The organism is Mesorhizobium sp. M0074, from assembly GCF_040322975.1.
Lineage (GTDB): Bacteria > Pseudomonadota > Alphaproteobacteria > Rhizobiales > Rhizobiaceae > Mesorhizobium.
This window is the reverse complement of record NZ_JAMYUM010000020.1, coordinates 70,577-91,277: the sequence shown is the minus strand read 5'-3', so window position 1 is coordinate 91,277 and position 20,701 is coordinate 70,577. Positions and strand designations below refer to the sequence as shown.

Genomic DNA, 20,701 nt, shown 5'->3' with positions numbered 1-20,701 from the left:
TACGAATGATACTTGCTCAACTTCGTGTGCTGTTGCTCGGCTGTCTCCTCGCCGTTGTCGGAACAGCGAGACCGGAAGCGTCAGGCGAGGAGGGCTTCACCGACAGCGGTGACATCGAAAAGACTTTCATCGTCGACATCGCCAGGGCGGCGGAATTACGCAAGGATATCGGCGCGCTAAACAAGTTCATCGCAGGCAAGGGCAAGCTGGAAGCGGTGGATATGCCGGATATCGGTATCAGCATCGTGACGGGGACCTTTTCCGAGAGCGAGATCGAAGAACTGCGCTCCAGGGGATATGAGGAGCCGGATCCTTTCGTGGTGAACCTGTTCGATGGTGCCACCTGCGAGGGGCCGGAACTCCTGGGCATCTCGCCGACTGCGGATGTTGTCCCTCCCAGCGTCTGCAGGGTCGTCGGGTCACCACAGCCGGTGGCTTCAGGATCGCCCACCGTATGGATCATCGACAGCGGAGTGGATTGGAACGTTGTCACCGCCGGGCTCCTCAAGGTTCAGGAAGCCATCGATTGCACGAGCAGCCCATGCCAGACCGTGTCGAGCCTCGACGACACAGTAGGGCACGGGACGATGGTGGCAGCAGTTATCGGCGGAAAGCGTGTCAAGCAGGGCGACCAGTATATAGGTCTGGTTGGTGTCAGCCCCGACGCCCCGCTCAAGATCGTAAAGGCCTTCAGTAAGCTGAAGACCGAAATTTTCGGCCCGCCTCTTCTCGCGCTTCGCCATGTTCGGGACAACGCGGTCGCTGGGGATATTCTGAACTTGAGTTGGGGTGCATTATATCTGGAGAGCACCAGACGCGGAAGCACGTTGCAAGATCTTAAATTTCTCGACGCCCTTCTTTATCAGATCGCCGACCGTCAGGTGCGCGTTGTGGTAGCTGCGGGCAACCCCCGGGAAGACGAAGAGGGCCCTTGGGTACAGTCTTATTTCCCGGCCAATGCGGCGACTTATTTTTCGCCTGTGACGACAGGAAACAAGGTGGGAGCGATATACAGCGCTTCGGCTTCCAACAGCGAATATATTCAGGTGGCAACTCCTGGGAAATGCCAAGGCATCAGCAACGCCTGGTGCGACACGCTATGGCGCGGGGGGGCGTTCGGCGCGTCCTATGCCGAACCGGGCGTCAATGTCCTGTCACTGTGGAAGAGCCGAAAGAACGGCAAGCTCCGGAGGAACATCTGTTCGGGCACATCTTTCGCAGCCCCGGCACTTGCCGGCCTTTTGGTTCGCAACGCGCAGCCGACTAACAAGGCTCTGACAACGGGAAGTCTTAGCCCGAATACGGATCTGCTAGGGTATATGACCGCGGGTACGCCGGTGAACCCAAGTTCGGACGAGCCTAAATGCAACTGACCCGAAGGGCAGCGCTGCAAGGTTTGGCCTTGGCGTCCGCGTTCGGCAGCGTGCGTCTGGCCGGTGCCTCGCTTGTGGACGAAGATCCTCGCCTTCTGCTCGTCCACGTGCGTGGCGGACTCGATGCACTAGCTGCCGTGCCGCCCTACGGCGATCCGCATTTTGCCTCGGCGCGCGGGCCCCTCGTGCCTTTCCCGAACTCTGGCGTCGCCGAGATGCTCAAGCTCGACGGGCTCTTCGCGCTTCATCCGGCGCTCGGGTCTCTCCTGCCCCACTACTCGTGCGGCGAGTTGCTCATCGTGCCCGCGACCGCCATTCCGGATGCGGGTCGGTCCCACGCGACCGCCCAGGCGGCGCTGTTCGACGGCGATATTGACGGCGGCAGCGCCGGATGGCTCGACCGGGCTTCGTCTGTACTGTCGCGCCGGCAGAAGGCGGTGTGGCGGGCCAGACCGGCCGATCGATCGATGGACATGCTGGCCCATCTTGCGCTGGCCAATCCTCGGCTCGAACTCGTCCGCCTCTACGCCGAGGGCACTTGGCCGTCCGGCGCAAAGGGCAGCGAAAGCCTGCTGGAACAACATGCCGCATGCGACGCGGCTCGCTTCGGCGACGCGGCCAGGAGCGCGGCGCTTGCCCTGTCAGCTACGGGCGGACCGCGGATCGCGATGCTCGAGGTGGCCGGCTTCGACACGCATGTGGCGCAGGGAGCGGACTTCGGAAGGCTGGCGCGGAGTTTGAATGGGCTGGCGCGGGGCCTCATTGCATTTGCCCAAGCGTCCGGGCCTGCCTGGAACAGGACGGCGGTGCTGGTGGTCACGGAGTTCGGCCGTTCCGTGGTGCCCAACACCGACGGCGGCACTGATCACGGCGTCGCGAGTGTCACCTTGTTAATGGGTGGCGCCGTTGCCGGCGGGCGAGTAGGCAATCGCTGGCCCGGTCTTGCTCGAGACCTGCTTCATGGCGGAACAGACTTGGCTGCTACGACGGACGTACGATCGATCATAAAGGGCGTGCTGACGGAACACCTGCGTCTTCCTGACCGAGCAATGGCTGAAATTTTCCCAGGCGCTGCCGGGATACCGGCGGTGCATGGACTGTTTATCGGGAGCCGTTGTCCAGGCGGAGGTCGACTGGCTTCGATGTGATCTCCAGCGCGGTTTAGCTTCTTATCCGCGTCGGCTACGGGACGCATCGGACTGCAATAGGCGACGCCTAATCTTAAGTGGCCGCTTCTAAGAAGCTTCCGGAATCACGGCTATTGTGAAGGGTTTCGAATGCCGGCCCCCAGCGCGGTCGCCTATAATGTCCGGTTTAAGGCAATGGCCGAGCTAACTTGAATGGCCGAGATGAGGCGCAAAGCGATCGTCCACGGCCCAAAGTATGGAAGTCGGCTTGGGGTCATGAGCGTGACTTCGGCCGCTGGCCAACGAAACTTCCGCCAAAGGGTCATCTTCCGCCGTGCCACACGGACACTAAGTGTCGGATTTTCCCACCGGCCCACGACCGCAAGGTCAAAGCGCTACGGCGTCCTTTGCACGTCCAAAGGACGCGCGGCACTGCTGAGCAACCGCTTTGTCCCCCGAACTGTCCGCTTTGAACGCTTGAAGGGGCACTGTGGCTGTGCGATAGGCACTCCACAAAGTAGAGAACCTTGCGGAGAGCGCTGACATGGCGGGTGAACGGGGCCTTATGGCCGGCAAGCGCGGCCTTATCCTTGGCATCGCCAACAATCGCTCGATCGCTTACGGCATCGCCAAGGCCTGTGTCGACCATGGCGCCGAGATCGCGCTGACCTATCAGGGCGAGGCGTTCAAGAAACGCGTCGAGCCGCTTGCCGCGGAACTGGGCGCGCATGTCGCCGGCCATTGTGATGTGACCGACCCGGCCAGCCTCGATGCGGTGTTCGAAAATGTCAGCAAGCACTGGGGTGGCAAGCTCGATTTCCTCGTCCACGCCATCGCCTTTTCCGACAAGGACGAGCTGACCGGCCGCTATGTCGAGACGACGCGCGACAATTTCCTGCGTACAATGGATATTTCGGTCTATTCCTTCACCACCATCGCCAAACGTGCCGAGGCGCTGATGACCGATGGTGGGTCGCTGCTGACGCTGACCTATTACGGCGCGGAAAAGGTGATGCCGCACTACAACGTCATGGGTGTTGCCAAGGCGGCACTCGAAGCCAGCGTGCGCTATCTGGCCGTCGACCTCGGCGCCAAGAAGATCCGTGTCAACGCGATCTCCGCCGGCCCGATCAAGACGCTTGCCGCATCTGGCATCGGCGATTTCCGCTATATCCTGAAATGGAACGAATACAATTCGCCGTTGAAGCAGACGGTCACGCAGGAGGAGGTTGGCGATTCCGGCGTCTATTTCCTGTCCGACCTTTCGCGCGGCGTCACCGGCGAGATCCATCATGTCGATTCCGGCTATCATGTCGTCGGCATGAAGGCGGTCGACGCGCCGGATATTTCGACGGTCAAGGACTGACGCCACCGCCTGACCTCTTCCGGAAGACCTGATGTACCCGCTCGTCTATATCGTGCGCCACGGCCAGACGGCGTGGAACGCCGAGGCCCGGCTGCAGGGGCAGGCCGATACCGACCTCAACGAGCTCGGCCGCGAGCAGGCTAGCCGCAACGGGCGTAGGCTGGCCGAACTCATCGACAAGCCCGAAGATTTCGACTTTGTCGCCAGCCCGATGCGGCGCACGCGCGAGACGATGGAGCGCCTGCGCGCGGCGATGAAGCTCGATCCGCACGCCTATCGTACCGAGCCGCTACTCGTAGAATTGAGCTTTGGCGACTGGCAGGGTTTCACCTTTGCCGAACTCGAGGCGAACGATCCCGGTTCGACCAGGCACCGCCGCCTCGATAAATGGAATTTCCAGCCGCCCGGCGAAGGCGCCGAAAGCTACCAGATGCTGCTCGAACGGGTGAAGCCGTGGTTCGACGCGCTCGATCGCCAGACGGTCTGCCTGACCCATGGTGGCGTCATGCGCGTAATGTTCCGCTTCGTGCTGGGGATGTCCGAACAAGATGCGGTCAGCATGGAAGTGCCGCAGGACCGCGTGCTCAGGCTGGACGGCCGGCGCCTGGAGTGGCTTTGAGACCGATGACGTAGCGTATGTTGAGATCAGGTCGGGCCGGCATCAGCTGAATATCGACGCGTCCTACTCGGTCGATCCGGTGTCCGGCAGTTCCATGTCGGTGACGACGTTCTCGCCATTCGTCACGTCGTAGGCGAGGACGATGTCCATGCCTGGCTTCAGCGCATCGAGGTCGGTTTCGGCGTTCAGCTTGTAGGACTTGCCGTCGTCCAGCGTCAGCGTCAGCGCATCCTTGTCGACCTTCTTGATCAGGCCTTCGGTCTGGCCGGCGAAGGCGGCGGTGGAAATCAACAGCGTGGCGGCAACAGCGCCAATCAGGATACGCATCATCGTCCTCTTTAATCATTGCCGGTACAGCGGCTCGGTCCAACGGAACGGAACTGAGCAGAAACCAATCGAATGTGTCAAAACTAAATCCGCGGGATCACAGTTTGACCACTGTGGAAAACGCCAATAGAAGGCAGGCTACAACGCCGCGCGTCCTCCTGGACGCGGAAGGGACGCTGTAGCACTTTTGATTTTGTGCATGATCCTTGCCGAAAATCGCTCCGATTTTCGGGGTCATGCGCTGAGCCGGCTCCGACGCCGGCAGGGCTGGTTCCATGTCGCACAACACGTTCGGCCATCTTTTCCGCGTCACCACCTGGGGCGAAAGCCATGGGCCGGCGCTGGGCTGCGTCGTCGACGGCTGTCCGCCAGGCATCCGCTTCACTCGCGACGAGATCCAGGCCGAACTCGACAAGCGCCGCCCCGGCCAGTCACGTTTTGTGACGCAACGTCGCGAACCGGACGAGGTGAAGGTCCTGTCCGGCTTCATCCTCGATGAGGACGGTGAGACGATGATCACCACCGGCACGCCGGTGTCGATGCTGATCGACAATGTCGACCAGCGCTCCAAGGACTATGGCGACATCGCCCGCCAGTTCCGGCCGGGCCATGCCGACTACACTTACGAGGTCAAATACGGCCTGCGCGATTACCGCGGCGGCGGCCGCTCCTCGGCGCGTGAGACGGCGGCGCGGGTGGCGGCCGGGGCGCTTGCCCGCAAGGTCGTGCCCGGCATGGTGGTGCGCGGCGCGCTGGTGTCGATGGGCGATAAATCGATCGATCGCGCCAATTGGAACTGGAATTTCGTCGGCGACGCTGAAAACCCGTTCTTCACGCCTGATCCGGCGTCCGTCGCCGTCTTCACCAAATATCTGGACGGCATCCGCAAGGCGGGCTCCTCGGTCGGTGCGGTCATTGAGATCGTCGCCGATGGCGTTCCGGCGGGGCTTGGCGCGCCGATCTATGCCAAGCTCGACCAGGACATCGCCGCCGGCCTGATGTCGATCAACGCCGTCAAGGGCGTCGAGATCGGCAACGGTTTCGGGGCCGCCCGCATCACCGGCGAGGAGAATGCCGATGAGATGCGCATGGGCAATGACGGCAACCCGGTCTTCCTGTCCAACAATGCCGGCGGCATCCTCGGCGGCATCTCGACCGGCCAGGCGATCGTCGCGCGTTTCGCGGTCAAGCCGACCTCGTCGATCTTGACGCCGCGAAAGTCTATCGACAAGGACGGCAACGACGTCGAGATCATGACCAAGGGCCGCCACGATCCATGCGTCGGCATCCGCGCCGTGCCGATCGGCGAGGCGATGGTTGCCTGCGCCATTGCCGATCATTATCTGCGTCATCGGGGACAGACAGGTAGGGGAGTAGGGCAGTAGGGCAGTATGTTTATGTTAATGCCCGCCAGGCAGCCATTTTCGCTTTCCCCTACTGCCGTACTGCCCTATTCCCCTACTCCCTGCGAGCGAAGCGAGCACTTATGCCTTACGACCAGAAGAAGATCGTTGAAGCCCTGCGCGCCTTCGAGCGCGGCGAGATCGTCGTCGTTATGGACGATGACGGCCGCGAGAACGAGGGCGACCTGATCGTAGCCGCCGTCCATTGCACGCCGGAAAAGATGGCGTTCATCGTTCGGAACACGTCGGGCATCGTCTGCACGCCGATGCCGCGCGAGGAAGCAAAGCGGCTCAACCTGTCGCCGATGGTCGCTGACAATGATTCGGCTCACACCACCGCCTTCACCGTCAGCGTCGACTTCAAGCACGGCACCACGACCGGCATTTCGGCCGACGACCGCACGCTGACGGTGCGCAATCTCGCCAACGGCAATGTCGGCGCGTCCGATTTCGTGCGCCCCGGCCACATCTTTCCGCTGATCGCGCGCGAAGGCGGCGTGCTGATGCGTTCGGGCCATACCGAAGCCGCTGTCGATCTCTGCAAGCTCGCCGGCCTGCCGCCGGTCGGCGTCATTTCCGAGCTGGTCAACGATGACGGCACCGTCATGCGTGGCCCGCAGGTGCAGGCCTTCGCGGAAAAGCACGGGTTGAAGCAGATTTCGGTTGCCGACCTCATCGCCTACCGGCAACGCAAGGAAACGCTGGTCGAACGTGTCGCCTGTTCGGACATCGAGACGCCCGGCGGCAAGGCACAGGTCTTCACCTACACGCTGCCCTGGGATTCCATGCATCACGTGGCGGTCGTCTTCGGCGATATCCGCGACGGCGTCGAGGTGCCGGTGCGCCTTCATTCCGAGGACGTGGTCAGCGACGTCTTCGGAACCAGCCACAGGCTGGACGCCATCATGAAGGCGATGGGCGAGCGCCAGCGCGGCGTCATCGTCTATCTGCGCGAAGGCTCAGTCGGCGTCGCCCATCAGGAACGCAAGCGGCCGGCTGCCGGCGACCGCGAGGATCATGAAGAGGCGCGCCGGCGCGAAAACGAATGGCGCGAGATCGGCCTCGGCGCGCAAATCCTCAAGGATCTCGGCATTTCCTCGATCAATCTAATCGCCTCGCGCGAGCGCCATTATGTCGGCCTCGAAGGTTTTGGCATCCACATCGCCAAGACCGAGATTCTTTAGGCCATTCTCACGATGCTGGTATGCGTCCGGCCCCGCCTCGGGACCGGACGCGCCGGAAACTATTCCGCAGCGACCGCGGCTGCGTCGCATGCAGCCATGTCGCAGTCCGGCGCGACAAGGCTGCGCTGGCCGGCGAGCACGATGACCAGCGCGATTGTGCCCGATGCCACCGATACCCAGAACCCGTTCTGCGCGCCGAAAGCGTCCACCACCCAGCCGGCGGCGAACGAGCCGAGCGCCATGCCGATGCCGATGCCGGTCATCACCCAGGTCACGCCCTCGGTCAGCACCGCCTCGGGCACGCGCCGTTCGATCAGGCCAAATGCCGTGATGAAGGTCGGCGAAATCGCCACGCCGCTGACGAAGACGGCCAGTGCCAGCAGCGGTACTGTGTCGGCGACGAGCAGCGGCAGCGTGGTAAGCGCAATGATGGCGATTGCGATGGCAAGCTGAATTTGCAGCGGCAGTTTCAGGTTCAGGGCGCCGATGATGATGCCGACGACGAACGATCCGAGCGCGTAGACGCCGATGACGAAGCTGGCGGCCCCTGGCTGGCCAAGCTCCTTGGTGATCGCCACCGTGCTCACCTCCGTGGTGGCGAAGGTCGCGCCGATGAAGATCAGGGCCAAGGTGATGATCTGGACCGGCCGCAGGCGGATTGCCGAGCCGCCTGAACCATGTTCCACCGGTCGGGCTCGCGGTTCGGTCGAGCGCTGCAGGATGAAGGCCGTCGAACCGAAGGCGAGGAACAATGTGCTCGCGAGCACTCCCGCTTCCGGGAAAAGCGCGACGCTCAGCCCTACCGACAGCGATGCGCCGGCGATGTAGACCAGTTCGTCCGCCGCCGACTCGAAGGCGAACGCCGTGTTCAGCTCGGGGCGGTTGCGAAAAATCTCGGTCCAGCGTGCGCGCACCATTGCCGGGATGCTGGGCATGACGGCGGCGAGCAGCGCCGAGACGAATAGCGTCCATATCGGCCAATGCTGATTGGCCGCCGCAATCAGGATCGCGAAAGCGAGCGCGGAAATCACAGTGGTCGGCACCACAATCCGCGTCTGGCCGAGGCGGTCCACCAGCCGTGATACCTGCGGGGCGACGAAAGCGTTGGCCAGCGCATATGTCGCGGAGACGGCGCCGGCCAGCCAGTATTCGCCATCGGTCTGCGACAGCATCGCGACGATCCCGATCGGAGCCATGGCGATCGGCAGCCGGGCAGCGAAGCCGGCGGCGGCAAAGCCCTTGGCGCCGGGCGCGCGAAAGATCTGGGAATAGGGATTTTGCATGGTCTGGCTCCTCGACAACGGCCGGTTCGGCGATTACATACGTGGCGTATGAGTTTAAATAGATCATACGCGGCGTATGTCAATTGGCATACGAGACGTATGTTAATAGGGCCAGAGCATGCATAGACCACGCAAGGAGATGATTGCCGAAACCCGCGCAAAGCTGATCAGGGCGGCGCGCCAGGCCTTCGGCACGCTCGGCTATGCCGAAGCCTCGATGGATGACTTCACGGCATCGGCCGGGCTGACGCGCGGTGCGCTCTATCATCACTTCGGCGACAAGAAGGGCCTTCTCCAGGCGGTCATCGCCGAGATCGACGCCGAAATGGCAGCCCGGCTGAAGGTCGTTTCGGCCAAGCCGGACAATCTCTGGCAGGGCTTTGTCGACGAATGCACCGCCTATATCGAGATGGCGCTGGAGCCGGAGATCCAGCGTATCGTGCTTCGTGACGGGCCGGCGGTGCTCGGCGATCCATCGCAATGGCCAAGCCAGAGCACATGCATCCGCTCGATGACAGAGAGCCTGCAAAGACTGAGCGACGAGGGGACAATTCTCGCCGTCGATCCCGAAGCCGCGGCAAGGCTGGTCAGCGGCGCCTCGTTGCATGCGGCGCAGTGGATCGCAAATTCGAACGATCCCGAAGCGACGTCGAAGAAGGCAGTGAAGGCGTTCAAGGTTCTTCTGGAAGGGCTGCTCAATCGCACCGGCAAGCTGCCTAAGCCTGATCGATCGTCAGCGAAGCAGCCCCAGATTGACCGATCACCGGCCTGAGATCATTCTTTTCGCCGATCCCAGGCGGCTCGCGGTGGGTTCAGCCGACGCCGGTTGCCTAAACCCTGTTGAACATCGCCTCACCAGCGCGCGAAAACATGGCCAAAGCGGCGAGGCGCGCCTATATCGGGGCATGGTCACGAGACTTTACACCCACCCGATTTTCCTCGAGCACATAACACCGCCCGGTCATCCGGAGCGGCCGGACCGTTTGCGCGCCATAGAGCGTGTGCTTGACGACGAGGCCTTCGCGGCGCTCGATCGCGTCCAGGCGCCCGAAGGCGACGAGGCAACCATCCTCTACGCGCATCCGCCCGAATTCGTCGAACGTGTCCGCGCAGCGATACCGGACACCGGCATCGCCCGTATCGACGCCGATACCACCGCCAGCCCAAAGAGCTGGCAGGCGGCCGTGACCGCGATCGGCGCAGCCAACGCCGCGGTCGACGACGTCTTCACCGACCGTGCCGAAAACGTCTTCGTCGCCGCACGGCCGCCCGGCCATCATGCCGAAAAGACCACCTCCATGGGTTTTTGCCTGTTCAACACCGCCGCGATCGCGGCACGCTACGCGCAGAAGAACCATGGCGCCGACCGCGTCGCCGTCGTCGACTGGGATGTGCATCACGGCAACGGCACGCAGGACATTTTCTGGGACGATCCATCGGTGCTCTATTGCTCGACACACCAGATGCCGCTTTACCCGGGAACCGGGGCCGTGAGCGAAACCGGCGCCGGCAACATCGTCAACGCTCCGCTGGCGCCGCAGAGCGGCAGCGATAGTTTCCGCGACGCCTTTCTGTCGCGCATCCTGCCGGCGCTCGACAATTTTGCGCCCGACCTCATCATCATCTCCGCCGGTTTCGATGCCCACCACCGCGATCCGCTGGCCGAGATCAACCTGACCGAGGATGATTTCGACTGGGCGACCGGCCAGTTGCTCGAACGAGCCGGGCGCCATAGCCGCAACCGGCTCGTCAGCGTGCTCGAGGGCGGCTACGATCTGCAGGGATTGGCATTTTCAGTCGCCGCCCATGTCGGGCGGCTGATGAAGGGATAGACGATGGCTGGTGAGACCAACGAGGACGTCAAGGCGATGAGCTTCGAGCAGGCGCTCGAGGCGCTGGAGAGGATCGTCGACGATCTGGAGCGCGGCGACGTGCCGCTCGACCAGTCGATCCGCATCTACGAGCGCGGCGAGGCGCTGAAGGCGCATTGCGACCGGCTGCTGAAGGCGGCCGAGGACAAGGTCGAGAAAATCAGGCTGTCGCGTGACGGCAAGCCGGTGGGGACAGAGCCGTTGGACGCGGATTGAGGCGCGGCCTCGAACGACAATTTTGCTTACCGGCTTTGGACATCATCACGATTGAGGATAAAACTCATCCCGTTTGAAACGGCTCCAGGACGAGAGGAGATTGCGAAGGATGTGCAGAAACATCAAGACCCTGTTCAATTTCGATCCGCCGGCAACCAATGACGAGGTCCGCGATGCCGCACTTCAGTTTGTCCGCAAGCTGAGCGGAACGACGCGGCCGTCTAAACAGAACCAGCATGCGTTCGACCATGCCGTCGAGGCCATTGCCGCCTCGGCGCGCGAATTGCTCGACAGCCTCGAGACGACACAGCATCCGCGCAATCGCGAAGAGGTGGCGGCCAAGGCGAAAGCCAAATCTGCACTTCGCTTCGCCTGAGGGGACCGCGTGAGCTTCTTTCCCGGAAACGATCCGCAGATGGGCGATGCCTTCGCCAGCGATCAGATCGAGCTGATGGTCATTCCGAACGCCAAGGATATTGGCGGATTTCAGGTTCGCCGCGCCTTGCCGACGGCCAGGCGCCGGCTGGTCGGACCCTTCATCTTCTTCGACCGCATGGGTCCAGCCGTTCTGCGAGCGGGCCAGGCGCTCGACGTGCGTCCGCACCCACATATCGGCCTGTCTACGGTGACTTACCTGTTCGACGGCAAGATCAGGCATCGCGATTCGCTCGGCACCGAGATGGTAATCCAGCCCGGCGACGTGAATTTGATGACCGCCGGCCGTGGCATCGTCCATTCGGAGCGCACGCCGGAAGAACTGCGCGGCGCGCCGATGTCGGTTTCCGGCCTGCAGACATGGCTGGCGCTGCCGGACGGCAAGGAAGAAGTCGCGCCGGTCTTCGAGAACACCGCGGCCCTGCGCCTGCCCGAAATCGATGCGGAGGGCGTTAGCGGCCGCGTGATCATCGGTGCGTTTTCCGGACTGCGCTCCCCGGTCGCCACCGCTTCGGACACGCTTTATGCCGATCTCAGGCTGGCGCCGGGTGCCAGCGTGAAAATCCCGGCCGATGCCGAGGAGCGCGCCATCTATACGCTGGAAGGCGAGGTTTCGATATCCGGTGACCGCTTCCCGGCCGAGCGGCTGCTGGTCTTCCGGCCCGGCGACGAAATCGTTGTCTCATCGGAACGCGGCGCCCATTTCATGCTGTTTGGCGGCGCCTCGCTCGGTTCGAAACGCTATATCTGGTGGAATTTCGTATCGTCCTCAAAGGAACGCATCGAGCAGGCGAAAGAAGAATGGAAGACAGGCCGCTTCGATATCGTTCCTGGAGACGAGCAAGAGTTCATCCCGCTGCCCGAAAGCTGATGCGCGTTACCGCCACATTTACATTCGCCGGCCAGCGGCATATTTCACGATGAACAGAAAATCTGACCAGGCTCGCAAACAGTGAACGCAAAGCCCGATACGCCGCTTCTCGACAAGGTCCGCGTCCCAGCCGATTTGCGCACGCTTGCCGAAGGCGACCTGCCGCAGCTGGCGTCAGAGCTTCGCGCCGAACTGATCGACGTCGTTTCCCACACCGGCGGCCACCTCGGCGCCGGCCTTGGCGTCGTCGAACTGACCGTCGCGCTGCACTACGTCTTCAACACGCCGGACGACCGGCTGATCTGGGACGTCGGCCACCAGGCTTATCCGCACAAGATCCTGACCGGCCGCCGCGACCGCATCCGCACGCTGCGGCAGGAGGGCGGCCTGTCCGGCTTCACGCGTCGCGTCGAGAGCGAATACGATCCGTTCGGCGCAGCCCACTCCTCAACCTCGATTTCAGCCGGCCTCGGCATGGCGATGGCGCGCGATCTGTCCGATGGCCGCAACAATGTCATTGCCGTCATCGGCGACGGCGCCATGTCGGCCGGCATGGCCTATGAGGCGATGAACAATGCCGGCGCACTCGATGCCCGGCTGATCGTCATCTTGAACGACAACGATATGTCGATCGCTCCGCCGACCGGCGCAATGAGCGCCTATCTGGCCCGTCTGGCGTCGGGCAAGACCTATCTGGGCTTGCGCGATTTCGGCAAGAAGCTGACGTCGTATCTCGGCGAGCGCGCCGATCGCGCCATCAAGCGAGCGGTCGAGCATGCGCGCGGTTACGTCACCGGCGGCACGTTGTTCGAGGAAATGGGGTTCTACCACATCGGCCCGATCGACGGTCACAACCTCGAGCACCTGATCCCGGTGCTGAAGAACGTCCGCGACAATGCCGACGGCCCGGTGCTGATCCATGTCGTGACCCAGAAGGGCAAGGGCTACGCCCCGGCCGAGGCGGCGGCCGACAAATATCATGGCGTCAACAAATTCGACGTCATCACCGGCGCCCAGGCCAAGGCGCCCGCCAATGCGCCGAGCTACACCAAGGTGTTTGCCGAAAGCCTGATCCAGGAGGCCCGAGAGGACGACCGCATCGTCGCCATCACCGCCGCCATGCCGAACGGCACCGGGCTTGATCTGTTCGGCGAAGCGTTTCCGGCGAGGACCTTCGATGTCGGCATCGCCGAGCAACATGCGGTGACCTTCGCCGCCGGCCTTGCCACGGAAGGCTTCAAGCCTTTCGCGGCGATCTACTCGACCTTCCTGCAGCGCGCCTACGACCAGGTCGTCCACGACGTGGCGATCCAGAAATTGCCGGTGCGCTTTCCGATCGATCGCGCCGGCTTCGTCGGCGCCGATGGTGCCACCCATTGCGGCGCCTTCGACACGACCTTCCTGGCGACGCTGCCCGGTTTCGTCGTCATGGCCGCGGCCGATGAGGCCGAGCTGCGCCACATGGTACGCACCGCCGCAAGCTACGATGACGGCCCGATCGCCTTCCGCTACCCGCGCGGTAACGGCGTTGGTGTCGAGATGCCGCAACGCGGCTCGGTATTGGAGATCGGCAAGGGCCGGATCGTCAGGGAAGGCACCAAGGTTGCGCTGCTTTCCTTCGGCACCAGGCTGCAGGATTGCCTGGCCGCGGCCGAGGAGCTTGGCGCGGCCGGGCTTTCGACCACGGTCGCCGATGCCCGTTTTGCCAAGCCGCTCGACGAGGACCTGATCCGGCGGCTGGCCCGTTCACACGAGATACTGGTGACGGTGGAAGAGGGCGCGGTCGGCGGCTTCGCCAGCCATGTGCTGCAGTTCCTGGCCCATGAAGGGCTGCTGGAGAGCGGCCTGAAGGTGCGCCCGCTGGTGCTGCCCGATACATTTGTCGACCATGCCAAGCCGGAAAAGATGTATGCCGATGCCGGGCTGGACAGCGCCGGCATCGTGCGCACCGTGTTCGTGGCGCTGGGGCATACCGCGCAGGCCCAGCGCGCCTAGCTTTTAGACGCATTCCCGCGACGCCGACGCGATTCAACTTGGCTGCAAGATGCTAGTCTGAATCAATATCTCAAACGCTTGAATCAAATTACCGGCGAACAATCGTAACATGCTGTTTACGCTGCCGTTTGGCGATTTGCTTACCGTGTCCTTTGGCCGTTCTTCAACGCTGCCCTGCTAGAAGGCAACAGGCAGGGGAAAGCAGACCAATGAGATCGCTTTTGGGCGGCATCGCGCTTGCGGCCATCTTCGTCTTGTCGGCTACAGCCGAAACGCGCTACGACCGCAAACTCGAAGAGGCGGTGATGGGCGTCGTCGCCGGCAAGATCGGCGAAATCCGTGGCGGCTTCTCCTACAAGCAGGCGCCGCAATTCGTCGTCGTGCCCGATACCTTGCCGAAGGCGTCCAGTTCCGCTGACCGGCGCGCACACAGGTGTCCGGCGACAGCAGCGACGGTCTGACGCCGGCCGTCGAACGGCGGGTTTCGCGGACCATATTCTAAAGCATGATCCCGAAGAGACTCTAGAAACTAGAACCACATGTCCCGCACACAGCGACCATCTCTCGGCAAATCCTCGAATGTATCGAGACCCTCGAAATGGTCGATCGGGAGATCGGCGACGGCCTCGGGCGGCGCAAGCCTCACATTGACGGCGATGCGGTAGCGCCCAGCCGCCTCGGGATGCAAACCGCGCCAGGCCAGGACGCAAGCGCAGGTTGGGCAGAAGAGAATCTCAAGCGAAGGATGAGCCTTTCCGACGCGCCGATAGGCGCTTACGGGCCCGGCAAGGCGGATGCGTTCGTCGACATAGTCGTAAGCCCAGAGCGTGCCGTAGCGACGGCAAAGTGTGCAATTGCAGGCAGTGATCGAACCGGGATCGCCCTCCAGGGTCCAGTGGGCTGCGCCGCAGTGGCAGGTTCCCGTCAGCATGTTCCTCCTCCACGTTTCGACGGCTAAACGGCATCTCTTTCTTAGCATTGCGTCGGGTCTCGTGCGAGGCTCGACAAACAGCGCAGCGGCTTGATGCGCTCACCGCCTTTCCAACTATGCCTTGTCTGATCGCCAAATTCCTTGCCATCATCGTTGGCTTTCGCCATGAAGGCCGATGACTTCCCTTCCGCCAGCCAGCATACGCCAGCGGCTCGACGAATTGCTCGTCCAGCGCGGCCTGTTTGCCAGCCGCTCGCGTGCCCGCGACGCGGTCGAGCGCGGCACCGTGACGGTCGATGGCATCGTCGCCCTCAAGCCGGGCCAGGCCGTTCTGCCTGAGTGCAACATCGTCGTTGACGATCCGGCGCAAGGTTACGTGTCGCGCGCTGCACTGAAGCTGAAGGCTGGTCTCGACCATTTCGCCCTCGACCCCACCGGCAACGAAGCGCTCGATGTCGGCGCCTCGACCGGCGGCTTTACGCAGGTGCTGCTCGAACGCGGCGCGGCGCATGTCACGGCGATCGATGTCGGGCACGGCCAGATGCACTCCGACATTGCCGGCGATCCGCGCGTGACGGTAATTGAAGGCCTGAATGCGCGCGAACTATCGGCCGCCGATCTCGGCGGCCGTGTGCCGGATTTCATCGTCTCGGATGTCAGCTTCATATCGCTGAAACTGGCGCTGCCGCCGGCGCTTGCCTTGGCCAGGAATGGCGCAAAAGCTGTGTTTCTGGTCAAGCCGCAATTCGAGGCCGGCCGCGAGGCGATCGGCAAGGGCGGCCTGCTGAAGGACCCCTATGATGCGGCGCGCATTGCCGGCCTGATGCAGGACTGGCTCGATGCCATTCCCGGCTGGCGCTCGCTGGGGCTTCATCTGTCACCGATAGAGGGCGGCGACGGCAACCGCGAGTTCCTGCTCGGCGGCATCAAGGACGTCGAGACCCAGAGGCGATGAGCACCCGTTTCACGATCGCAAGGTTGGGCTCGCAGGGCGACGGCATCGCCGAGACGGAAACCGGCGAGGTTTTCATTCCGTTCGCGCTGTCGGGAGAGGTCGTCACCGCCGCGCGGGAGAAAGATCGCGCCACCTTGATGTCGGTCCTTGAGGCTTCGCCGTTGCGGGTCGATCCGCCGTGCCGGCATTTCGGCGCGTGCGGCGGCTGCGCCGTCCAGCATCTCGAGACTGAAGCCTATCACCGGTGGAAGCGCGAAAAGGTCGTGCATGCGCTGAAGAGCAAGGGCATCGCTTGCGATGTCGGGGCGCTGGTGCCGTGCGCGCCGCACACACGCCGCCGTGTCGTCTTCACCGCCCGGCGGAGCGAGGCGGGAATGCAGTTCGGCTTCGTTCGCGCGCTGTCATCCGAGATCATCTCGATCGAGGAATGCCCGATCTCGGCGCCGCAGATCGTCGCTGCGCTCGACCGTTTGAGGATGCTTGCCGGACTGATCTGCACCACGACCAAATCGTTCCACATGACGGTGACGGTGACCGGTTCCGGCCTCGATGTCGCGGTTCACGATTCCGGCAAGCTCGGCGAGAACCAGCGCCGCGTCGCTTCCAACTTCGTCATCGCCGAGCGGCTAGCCAGGCTGTCGGTCGACGGCGAGGTCATTATCGAACCAAACAAACCGGTCGTCCTGTTTGGTGGCGTCGCCGTCGCAGTGCCTCCGGGCGCTTTCCTGCAGGCGACCGAGGCTGCCGAACAGGCGATGGCCAACATTGTCGTCCAGCATTTCGCGCGCGCCAAAAAGGTCGCCGATCTCTTCGCCGGCTGCGGCAGCTTCGCGCTGCGCCTAGCCGCAAGATCGGAGGTTCATGCGGTGGAAGGCGATGCGGCAGCACTCGCGGCGCTCGACCGGGCATTCCGTTTCGCCAGCGGCCTGAAGCGGGTGACCGGCGAACGTCGCGACCTGTTCCGGAGGCCGCTGACATTCAAGGAGTTGAATGCCTTTGACGGCGTTGTCTTCGACCCGCCTCGCGCCGGCGCCGAGGACCAGTCGAAGCAGATCGCGCGCTCCGACGTGCCGCTCGTCGCCGCGGTGTCTTGCAATCCGGTAACGCTGGCGCGGGACCTACGCATCCTCATGGACGGCGGCTACGCCCTGAAGAGCGTGACGCCGATCGACCAGTTCCTGTGGTCGCCGCATGTCGAGGTCGTGGCGCTGTTGGAGAAGCCGAGACGAAGGCGCTAGCAGCCAGGGCCTGAAACGCGCACCAAAAAAGCACATTTTGAACGCACGTCGTTCAGACTGTGCTAGGGAATTGCCATGAGCACCGCAGCCTTCGAAATTTCGGCATGGCGCTTCGGCGAGGAGCGGGCGCGTTTCTCTCGCCAAGGCGGGTCGCTGAACTGCTAGGGGTTAATATGACAGAACTGGCGGGGCTGACCGGTCTCGCGCGCAACACGCTTGCCGCCAAGTCCGGTGCGCGCAAGGTCGACGCCGCATTGAGTCCCATCGTCCGTATCCTGGCGACGGCCGGCGAGATGGCCGGTGATGAACATCGTGCGGCGATCTGGTTCAAGCATCAGCCGATCCCCGGTTGGGCCGGAAAGACCGCCTACGATCTGGTTCGCGAAGGCAAGACGGACAAGGTGCTTGCCTATCTGGAGGCAGTCCGCTCCGGCATCTATGCCTGAAACCAGGCTGACCCTGTGGCGCGCTTTTGTGCCGCGCTGGGCCGCTGTGAGCTGCTATGCTTCTTGCACGCGTTCGTATCCGGCCGCCTTCGCGGCCCTGACGAACTTGCGGTCAAAAGTCGCGAAGCCAGCGCAGTGAGCGGACTTGCCCAGATGCAGCGCGTCAGCGAAATCCAACCCCTGTTCCGAGAGGTCGAGCGCGGACGACACGACCGCCCCGTCTTCCACCTCTACCGTGGGAAGCCCGCTAAACACCCGTAGCGTACGGGCGATTTCAAGCGGCGCAAAACCGTAGGCGCTGCGCAACACCCATTCGACTTCCAGCATCACCGTGACGGCGACAAAGACCGGCTGGCTATCGATCAGCGCCCGGGCGCGGGAAGACTGCGACGGGTGATCGCCCGTCAGGTAGCGGACGATCAGGTTGGTATCAATTGCGAGCATGGCGCCGCCGCGCTTCGGCGAGCACGCCCGCGTCCATTTCTTCCAACGTCTTCGGCCTGCCGCTATAGCGCAGCGATCCAAACACGTCCTCTGGCCGCGTCTCGGCGAAGACTGGCGCAGGCTTCAGTAGCACGCCCTCCGGGGTATCCTCGACCAGAAGGCGTGTGCCGGCATGCCATTCCCTCCGTTTCCGGATCGCGCTGGGCAGGATGACCTGTCCCTTGGTCGAGACCGTAGTTACGAGCTTCTCTGCGGCAGCCATCTCGGCACGTCCTTAGGTGTAAGACGAATGTAAGATAGTCGAAGCTCTCGGCAAATTCAAGGCGCAAGCTACTCCTACTTAAAGCGATGACAAGGCAGTGGGCGGCGGGGATTGGTTGTTCCGGAGCGGCGATAATTCGGCGTCAACTCCATCAAACCCTGGTGCCGCCGACTGTCATCTGGTTCATCCTGAGATGCGGCTGGCCGACGCCGACCGGCACGCCCTGTCCGGCCTTGCCGCACATGCCGATGCCGGTGTCGAGCTTCATGTCGTTGCCGATCATCGCCACACGATGCATGGCATCCGGCCCGTTGCCGATCAGCATGGCGCCCTTGATCGGTTGCGTCACCTTGCCGTTCTCGATCATGTAGGCTTCGGTGCAGCCGAACACGAACTTGCCCGAAGTGATGTCTACCTGGCCGCCACCGAACGACACGGCATAGATGCCGTTCTTGACCGAGGCGATGATCTCGTCCGGCTCCATGTCGCCTGCTGTCATGTAGGTGTTGGTCATGCGCGGCATCGGTTCGTGCGCATAACCTTGGCGTCGCCCGTTGCCGGTGGCTTTCATGCCCATTAGCCGGGCGTTCTGACGATCCTGCATGTAGCCGACCAGCTTGCCATCGTCGATCAGCACGTTATGGGCCGATGGCGTGCCCTCATCATCGACGGTAAGCGAGCCACGCCGCTCGGGCATGGTGCCGTCGTCAACGACGGTGACGCCTTTCGCTGCCACCTGCTGGCCAAGCAGGCCGGCAAAGGCCGACGTCTTCTTGCGGTTGAAATCGCCCTCCAGCCCGTGGCCGACCGCCTCGTGCAACATGACGCCCGGCCAGCCGCTCGACAGCACGATGTCGAAAGTGCCGGCAGGTGCTGGAACCGCTTCGAGATTGACCAGCGCTTGCCGCAATGCCTCCTTGGCCGCGTGCCGCCAGCTGTCCTCGATCAGGAATTCACCAAAATCCTTGCGGCCTCCCATGCCGTAGGAGCCGCTCTCCTGGCGGTCGCCGTCGCCGACCACCACCGACACGTTGATCCTGACCAGCGGACGGATGTCGCGCACCATCTGGCCGTCGGCGCGCACGATCTCGACATGCTGCCAGGAGGCGGCGAGCGACGCCGTCACCTGCCTGACGCGCGGATCCTCGGCCCGCAGCCATGCATCGATTTCCTGAAGCAGCTTGGCCTTGGCCTCGAAGGAAGGCGAGGGGATAGGGTTTCCGTCGCCGTAGAGATGGCGGTTGGTGCGGGCAGGCGCTGCGGCAAGCGTACCGGAATAGCCGCTCTTCACCGTCGAAACGGCATCGGCGGCGCGCAGCAGCGAGGCTGCGGAGAGATCGCTGGAATGGGCGTAGCCGCTGGCTTCGCCGGCGACGGCGCGCAGGCCGAAACCCTGGTCGGTGTTGAAATTCGCGGTCTTCAGCTTGCCATTGTCGAACATCAGCGATTCGCTTTCGCTATATTCGAGAAACAGTTCGCCGTCGTCGGCGCCGTTAATAGTCTCGGCAACGATTTGCTTGATGCGATCGTCGGAAATGTCAAATTGGCCGATCAGGCTGTTCATGGCAGGTCCATTCGCAGGAGGATTGTTTCCCACGATGTAGGCGCGAAGGCCCGCACAGACAATCTGAAATGAGATTTGCCGTGACCTCGGCCGGTCAACATCACTGGATCATGCTACAAGACCCAGTCTCAAGGCAGGGCGGCGAAGCCGTCGGCGAAACCCTTGAGGTCGACGGGAATGCCGATGCCCTCTTCCGGCGTCTGGAAGACGATGAAGGTGGCGGACGTACCGGTCTTCAGCGTGTCGAGCAGCGGCTTTTCCAGGATGACCTCGGCATAGCAGCCGTCCTGGAAACAGCGCACGAAATAGGCGCGGCCGATATCCTTGCCGTCGACATTGAGGCCGAGGCCGTTGGGCAACAGGACGCCGAGCGGCGCCAGCACACGCAGGATTTCGGCCTTGTTGTCGGCTGTGCGCAGCACGACAACGGAAAGACCCATTTCCGGACGGTCCTCGGCGACGACGTTCTGCATCATCACGCATTGTTCGGATGTAGCACCGGCGGGCGTATCGCAGATGATCGACCACGCCCCATGCGTTGACTTCACCGTGCCGCTTGGCTGCGCGGCATTGGCCAGGCCGGCGCCGGACAAGGCTATTGCGGCGGCAACAAAGATGACCTTCGCCAAGGTTCTCGAAAGCCAAGGGTTCATGACGGCTCCATTGCGAATCACGGCACTTTAAGCCGCACTAAACCCAAGTAAAGGACGAGACCCCAGCGATCTGCCCCGACACAGGCGACAATGCGCTTTTCAGTGCCAATTTCGCCCTAATTGCGACGGCTCCGCACG

General features: G+C 63.0%; 22 protein-coding genes and 1 pseudogene. 16 read left to right on the top strand and 7 right to left on the bottom strand.

All coding sequences use genetic code 11. From position 1 onward, the window contains the following. The first annotated feature begins 5 nt into the window (after positions 1–5). The 4 genes from NKJ73_RS24685 to NKJ73_RS24670 all read left to right on the top strand — a co-directional run bounded on the left by NKJ73_RS24685 (position 6) and on the right by NKJ73_RS24670 (position 4,485). A complete protein-coding gene (locus NKJ73_RS24685) occupies positions 6–1,373 on the top strand; it encodes a S8 family serine peptidase (RefSeq protein ID WP_352571397.1) in 1,368 nt (455 codons plus the stop codon). Next, positions 1,364–2,521, top strand: a complete 1,158-nt coding sequence (locus tag NKJ73_RS24680; RefSeq protein ID WP_352571396.1) for a DUF1501 domain-containing protein — start codon at positions 1,364–1,366, stop codon at positions 2,519–2,521. Before NKJ73_RS24685 ends, NKJ73_RS24680 begins: the two co-directional genes overlap by 10 nt. Positions 2,522–3,044: 523 nt before the next feature. Beyond that, positions 3,045–3,866, top strand: a complete 822-nt coding sequence (gene fabI / locus NKJ73_RS24675; RefSeq protein WP_352571395.1) for an enoyl-ACP reductase FabI — start codon at positions 3,045–3,047, stop codon at positions 3,864–3,866. Positions 3,867–3,897: 31 nt separating this feature from the next. Beyond that, entirely contained in the window at positions 3,898–4,485 is a 588-nt protein-coding gene (locus tag NKJ73_RS24670; RefSeq protein WP_352571394.1) for a histidine phosphatase family protein, read from the top strand. A gap of 63 nt (positions 4,486–4,548) precedes the next feature. Here the strand turns inward: NKJ73_RS24670 and NKJ73_RS24665 are convergent, their stop codons facing one another. Beyond that, the gene (locus NKJ73_RS24665; protein WP_023716902.1) at positions 4,549–4,812 is read right to left on the bottom strand and encodes a DUF1344 domain-containing protein; all 264 of its coding nucleotides are present in this window, start codon (positions 4,810–4,812) and stop codon (positions 4,549–4,551) included. A 275-nt stretch (positions 4,813–5,087) separates the two neighbouring features. Between NKJ73_RS24665 and aroC the strand changes: the two genes are divergently transcribed. Together aroC and ribB are read left to right on the top strand one after the other, a co-directional pair. Then, positions 5,088–6,197: a chorismate synthase gene (gene aroC / locus NKJ73_RS24660; RefSeq protein WP_352571393.1), complete on the top strand. Its 1,110-nt coding sequence runs from the start codon at positions 5,088–5,090 to the stop codon at positions 6,195–6,197. 101 nt (positions 6,198–6,298) lie between these two features. Beyond that, positions 6,299–7,399, top strand: a complete 1,101-nt coding sequence (gene ribB / locus NKJ73_RS24655) for a 3,4-dihydroxy-2-butanone-4-phosphate synthase (RefSeq protein ID WP_023674113.1) — start codon at positions 6,299–6,301, stop codon at positions 7,397–7,399. 59 nt (positions 7,400–7,458) lie between these two features. Here ribB and NKJ73_RS24650 read toward each other — a convergent pair whose 3' ends face one another. After that, positions 7,459–8,682 carry an MFS transporter gene (locus NKJ73_RS24650; RefSeq protein WP_352571392.1) on the bottom strand — a complete coding sequence of 408 codons (1,224 nt, stop codon included), beginning with the start codon at positions 8,680–8,682 and terminating at the stop codon, positions 7,459–7,461. A gap of 118 nt (positions 8,683–8,800) precedes the next feature. Between NKJ73_RS24650 and NKJ73_RS24645 the strand changes: the two genes are divergently transcribed. The 7 genes from NKJ73_RS24645 (at position 8,801) to NKJ73_RS24615 (ending at position 14,531) form a co-directional block, all read left to right on the top strand. Next, entirely contained in the window at positions 8,801–9,454 is a 654-nt protein-coding gene (locus tag NKJ73_RS24645; protein WP_352571391.1) for a TetR/AcrR family transcriptional regulator, read from the top strand. A gap of 133 nt (positions 9,455–9,587) precedes the next feature. Further along, positions 9,588–10,514, top strand: coding sequence for a histone deacetylase family protein (locus tag NKJ73_RS24640; protein ID WP_352456880.1), 927 nt, complete (start codon positions 9,588–9,590; stop codon positions 10,512–10,514). A 3-nt stretch (positions 10,515–10,517) separates the two neighbouring features. Beyond that, positions 10,518–10,769: an exodeoxyribonuclease VII small subunit gene (locus tag NKJ73_RS24635; RefSeq protein ID WP_031211056.1), complete on the top strand. Its 252-nt coding sequence runs from the start codon at positions 10,518–10,520 to the stop codon at positions 10,767–10,769. A gap of 109 nt (positions 10,770–10,878) precedes the next feature. Beyond that, positions 10,879–11,145 (top strand): DUF2277 domain-containing protein, encoded by a 267-nt coding sequence (locus tag NKJ73_RS24630; protein WP_023716908.1) that lies wholly within the window; start codon positions 10,879–10,881, stop codon positions 11,143–11,145. 9 nt (positions 11,146–11,154) lie between these two features. Then, positions 11,155–12,075: a pirin family protein gene (locus tag NKJ73_RS24625; RefSeq protein ID WP_023674119.1), complete on the top strand. Its 921-nt coding sequence runs from the start codon at positions 11,155–11,157 to the stop codon at positions 12,073–12,075. Positions 12,076–12,156: 81 nt separating this feature from the next. Further along, complete coding sequence (gene dxs, locus NKJ73_RS24620; RefSeq protein ID WP_023674120.1) at positions 12,157–14,070, top strand: 1-deoxy-D-xylulose-5-phosphate synthase; 1,914 nt, start codon at positions 12,157–12,159, stop codon at positions 14,068–14,070. A gap of 209 nt (positions 14,071–14,279) precedes the next feature. Further along, positions 14,280–14,531 carry a hypothetical protein gene (locus NKJ73_RS24615; protein ID WP_352571390.1) on the top strand — a complete coding sequence of 84 codons (252 nt, stop codon included), beginning with the start codon at positions 14,280–14,282 and terminating at the stop codon, positions 14,529–14,531. A 68-nt stretch (positions 14,532–14,599) separates the two neighbouring features. On the opposite strand, the gene NKJ73_RS24610 is transcribed toward NKJ73_RS24615, so the two are convergent. Continuing rightward, positions 14,600–15,001 (bottom strand): GFA family protein, encoded by a 402-nt coding sequence (locus NKJ73_RS24610; protein ID WP_023674122.1) that lies wholly within the window; start codon positions 14,999–15,001, stop codon positions 14,600–14,602. 175 nt (positions 15,002–15,176) lie between these two features. On the opposite strand from NKJ73_RS24610, the gene NKJ73_RS24605 reads away from it, so the two are divergent. The 3 genes and pseudogenes from NKJ73_RS24605 (at position 15,177) to NKJ73_RS24595 (ending at position 17,640) form a co-directional block, all read left to right on the top strand. Beyond that, positions 15,177–15,956: a TlyA family RNA methyltransferase gene (locus NKJ73_RS24605; protein WP_023674124.1), complete on the top strand. Its 780-nt coding sequence runs from the start codon at positions 15,177–15,179 to the stop codon at positions 15,954–15,956. Further along, a complete protein-coding gene (locus tag NKJ73_RS24600; protein WP_352571389.1) occupies positions 15,953–17,194 on the top strand; it encodes a class I SAM-dependent RNA methyltransferase in 1,242 nt (413 codons plus the stop codon). The genes NKJ73_RS24605 and NKJ73_RS24600 overlap by 4 nt, the downstream gene beginning before the upstream one ends. 75 nt (positions 17,195–17,269) lie before the next feature. Beyond that, positions 17,270–17,640 (top strand): annotated as a pseudogene (locus tag NKJ73_RS24595) (antitoxin Xre/MbcA/ParS toxin-binding domain-containing protein). A gap of 54 nt (positions 17,641–17,694) precedes the next feature. Here the strand turns inward: NKJ73_RS24595 and NKJ73_RS24590 are convergent. The 4 genes from NKJ73_RS24590 to NKJ73_RS24575 all read right to left on the bottom strand — a co-directional run bounded on the left by NKJ73_RS24590 (position 17,695) and on the right by NKJ73_RS24575 (position 20,563). After that, the gene (locus tag NKJ73_RS24590) at positions 17,695–18,084 is read right to left on the bottom strand and encodes a type II toxin-antitoxin system VapC family toxin (RefSeq protein WP_023674128.1); all 390 of its coding nucleotides are present in this window, start codon (positions 18,082–18,084) and stop codon (positions 17,695–17,697) included. Next, entirely contained in the window at positions 18,071–18,346 is a 276-nt protein-coding gene (locus tag NKJ73_RS24585) for an AbrB/MazE/SpoVT family DNA-binding domain-containing protein (RefSeq protein WP_023674129.1), read from the bottom strand. Before NKJ73_RS24585 ends, NKJ73_RS24590 begins: the two co-directional genes overlap by 14 nt. 151 nt (positions 18,347–18,497) lie before the next feature. Then, complete coding sequence (tldD, locus tag NKJ73_RS24580) at positions 18,498–19,910, bottom strand: metalloprotease TldD (protein ID WP_352571388.1); 1,413 nt, start codon at positions 19,908–19,910, stop codon at positions 18,498–18,500. 128 nt (positions 19,911–20,038) lie between these two features. Beyond that, the gene (locus tag NKJ73_RS24575) at positions 20,039–20,563 is read right to left on the bottom strand and encodes an invasion associated locus B family protein (RefSeq protein WP_023674131.1); all 525 of its coding nucleotides are present in this window, start codon (positions 20,561–20,563) and stop codon (positions 20,039–20,041) included. Positions 20,564–20,701: the final 138 nt, after the last annotated feature.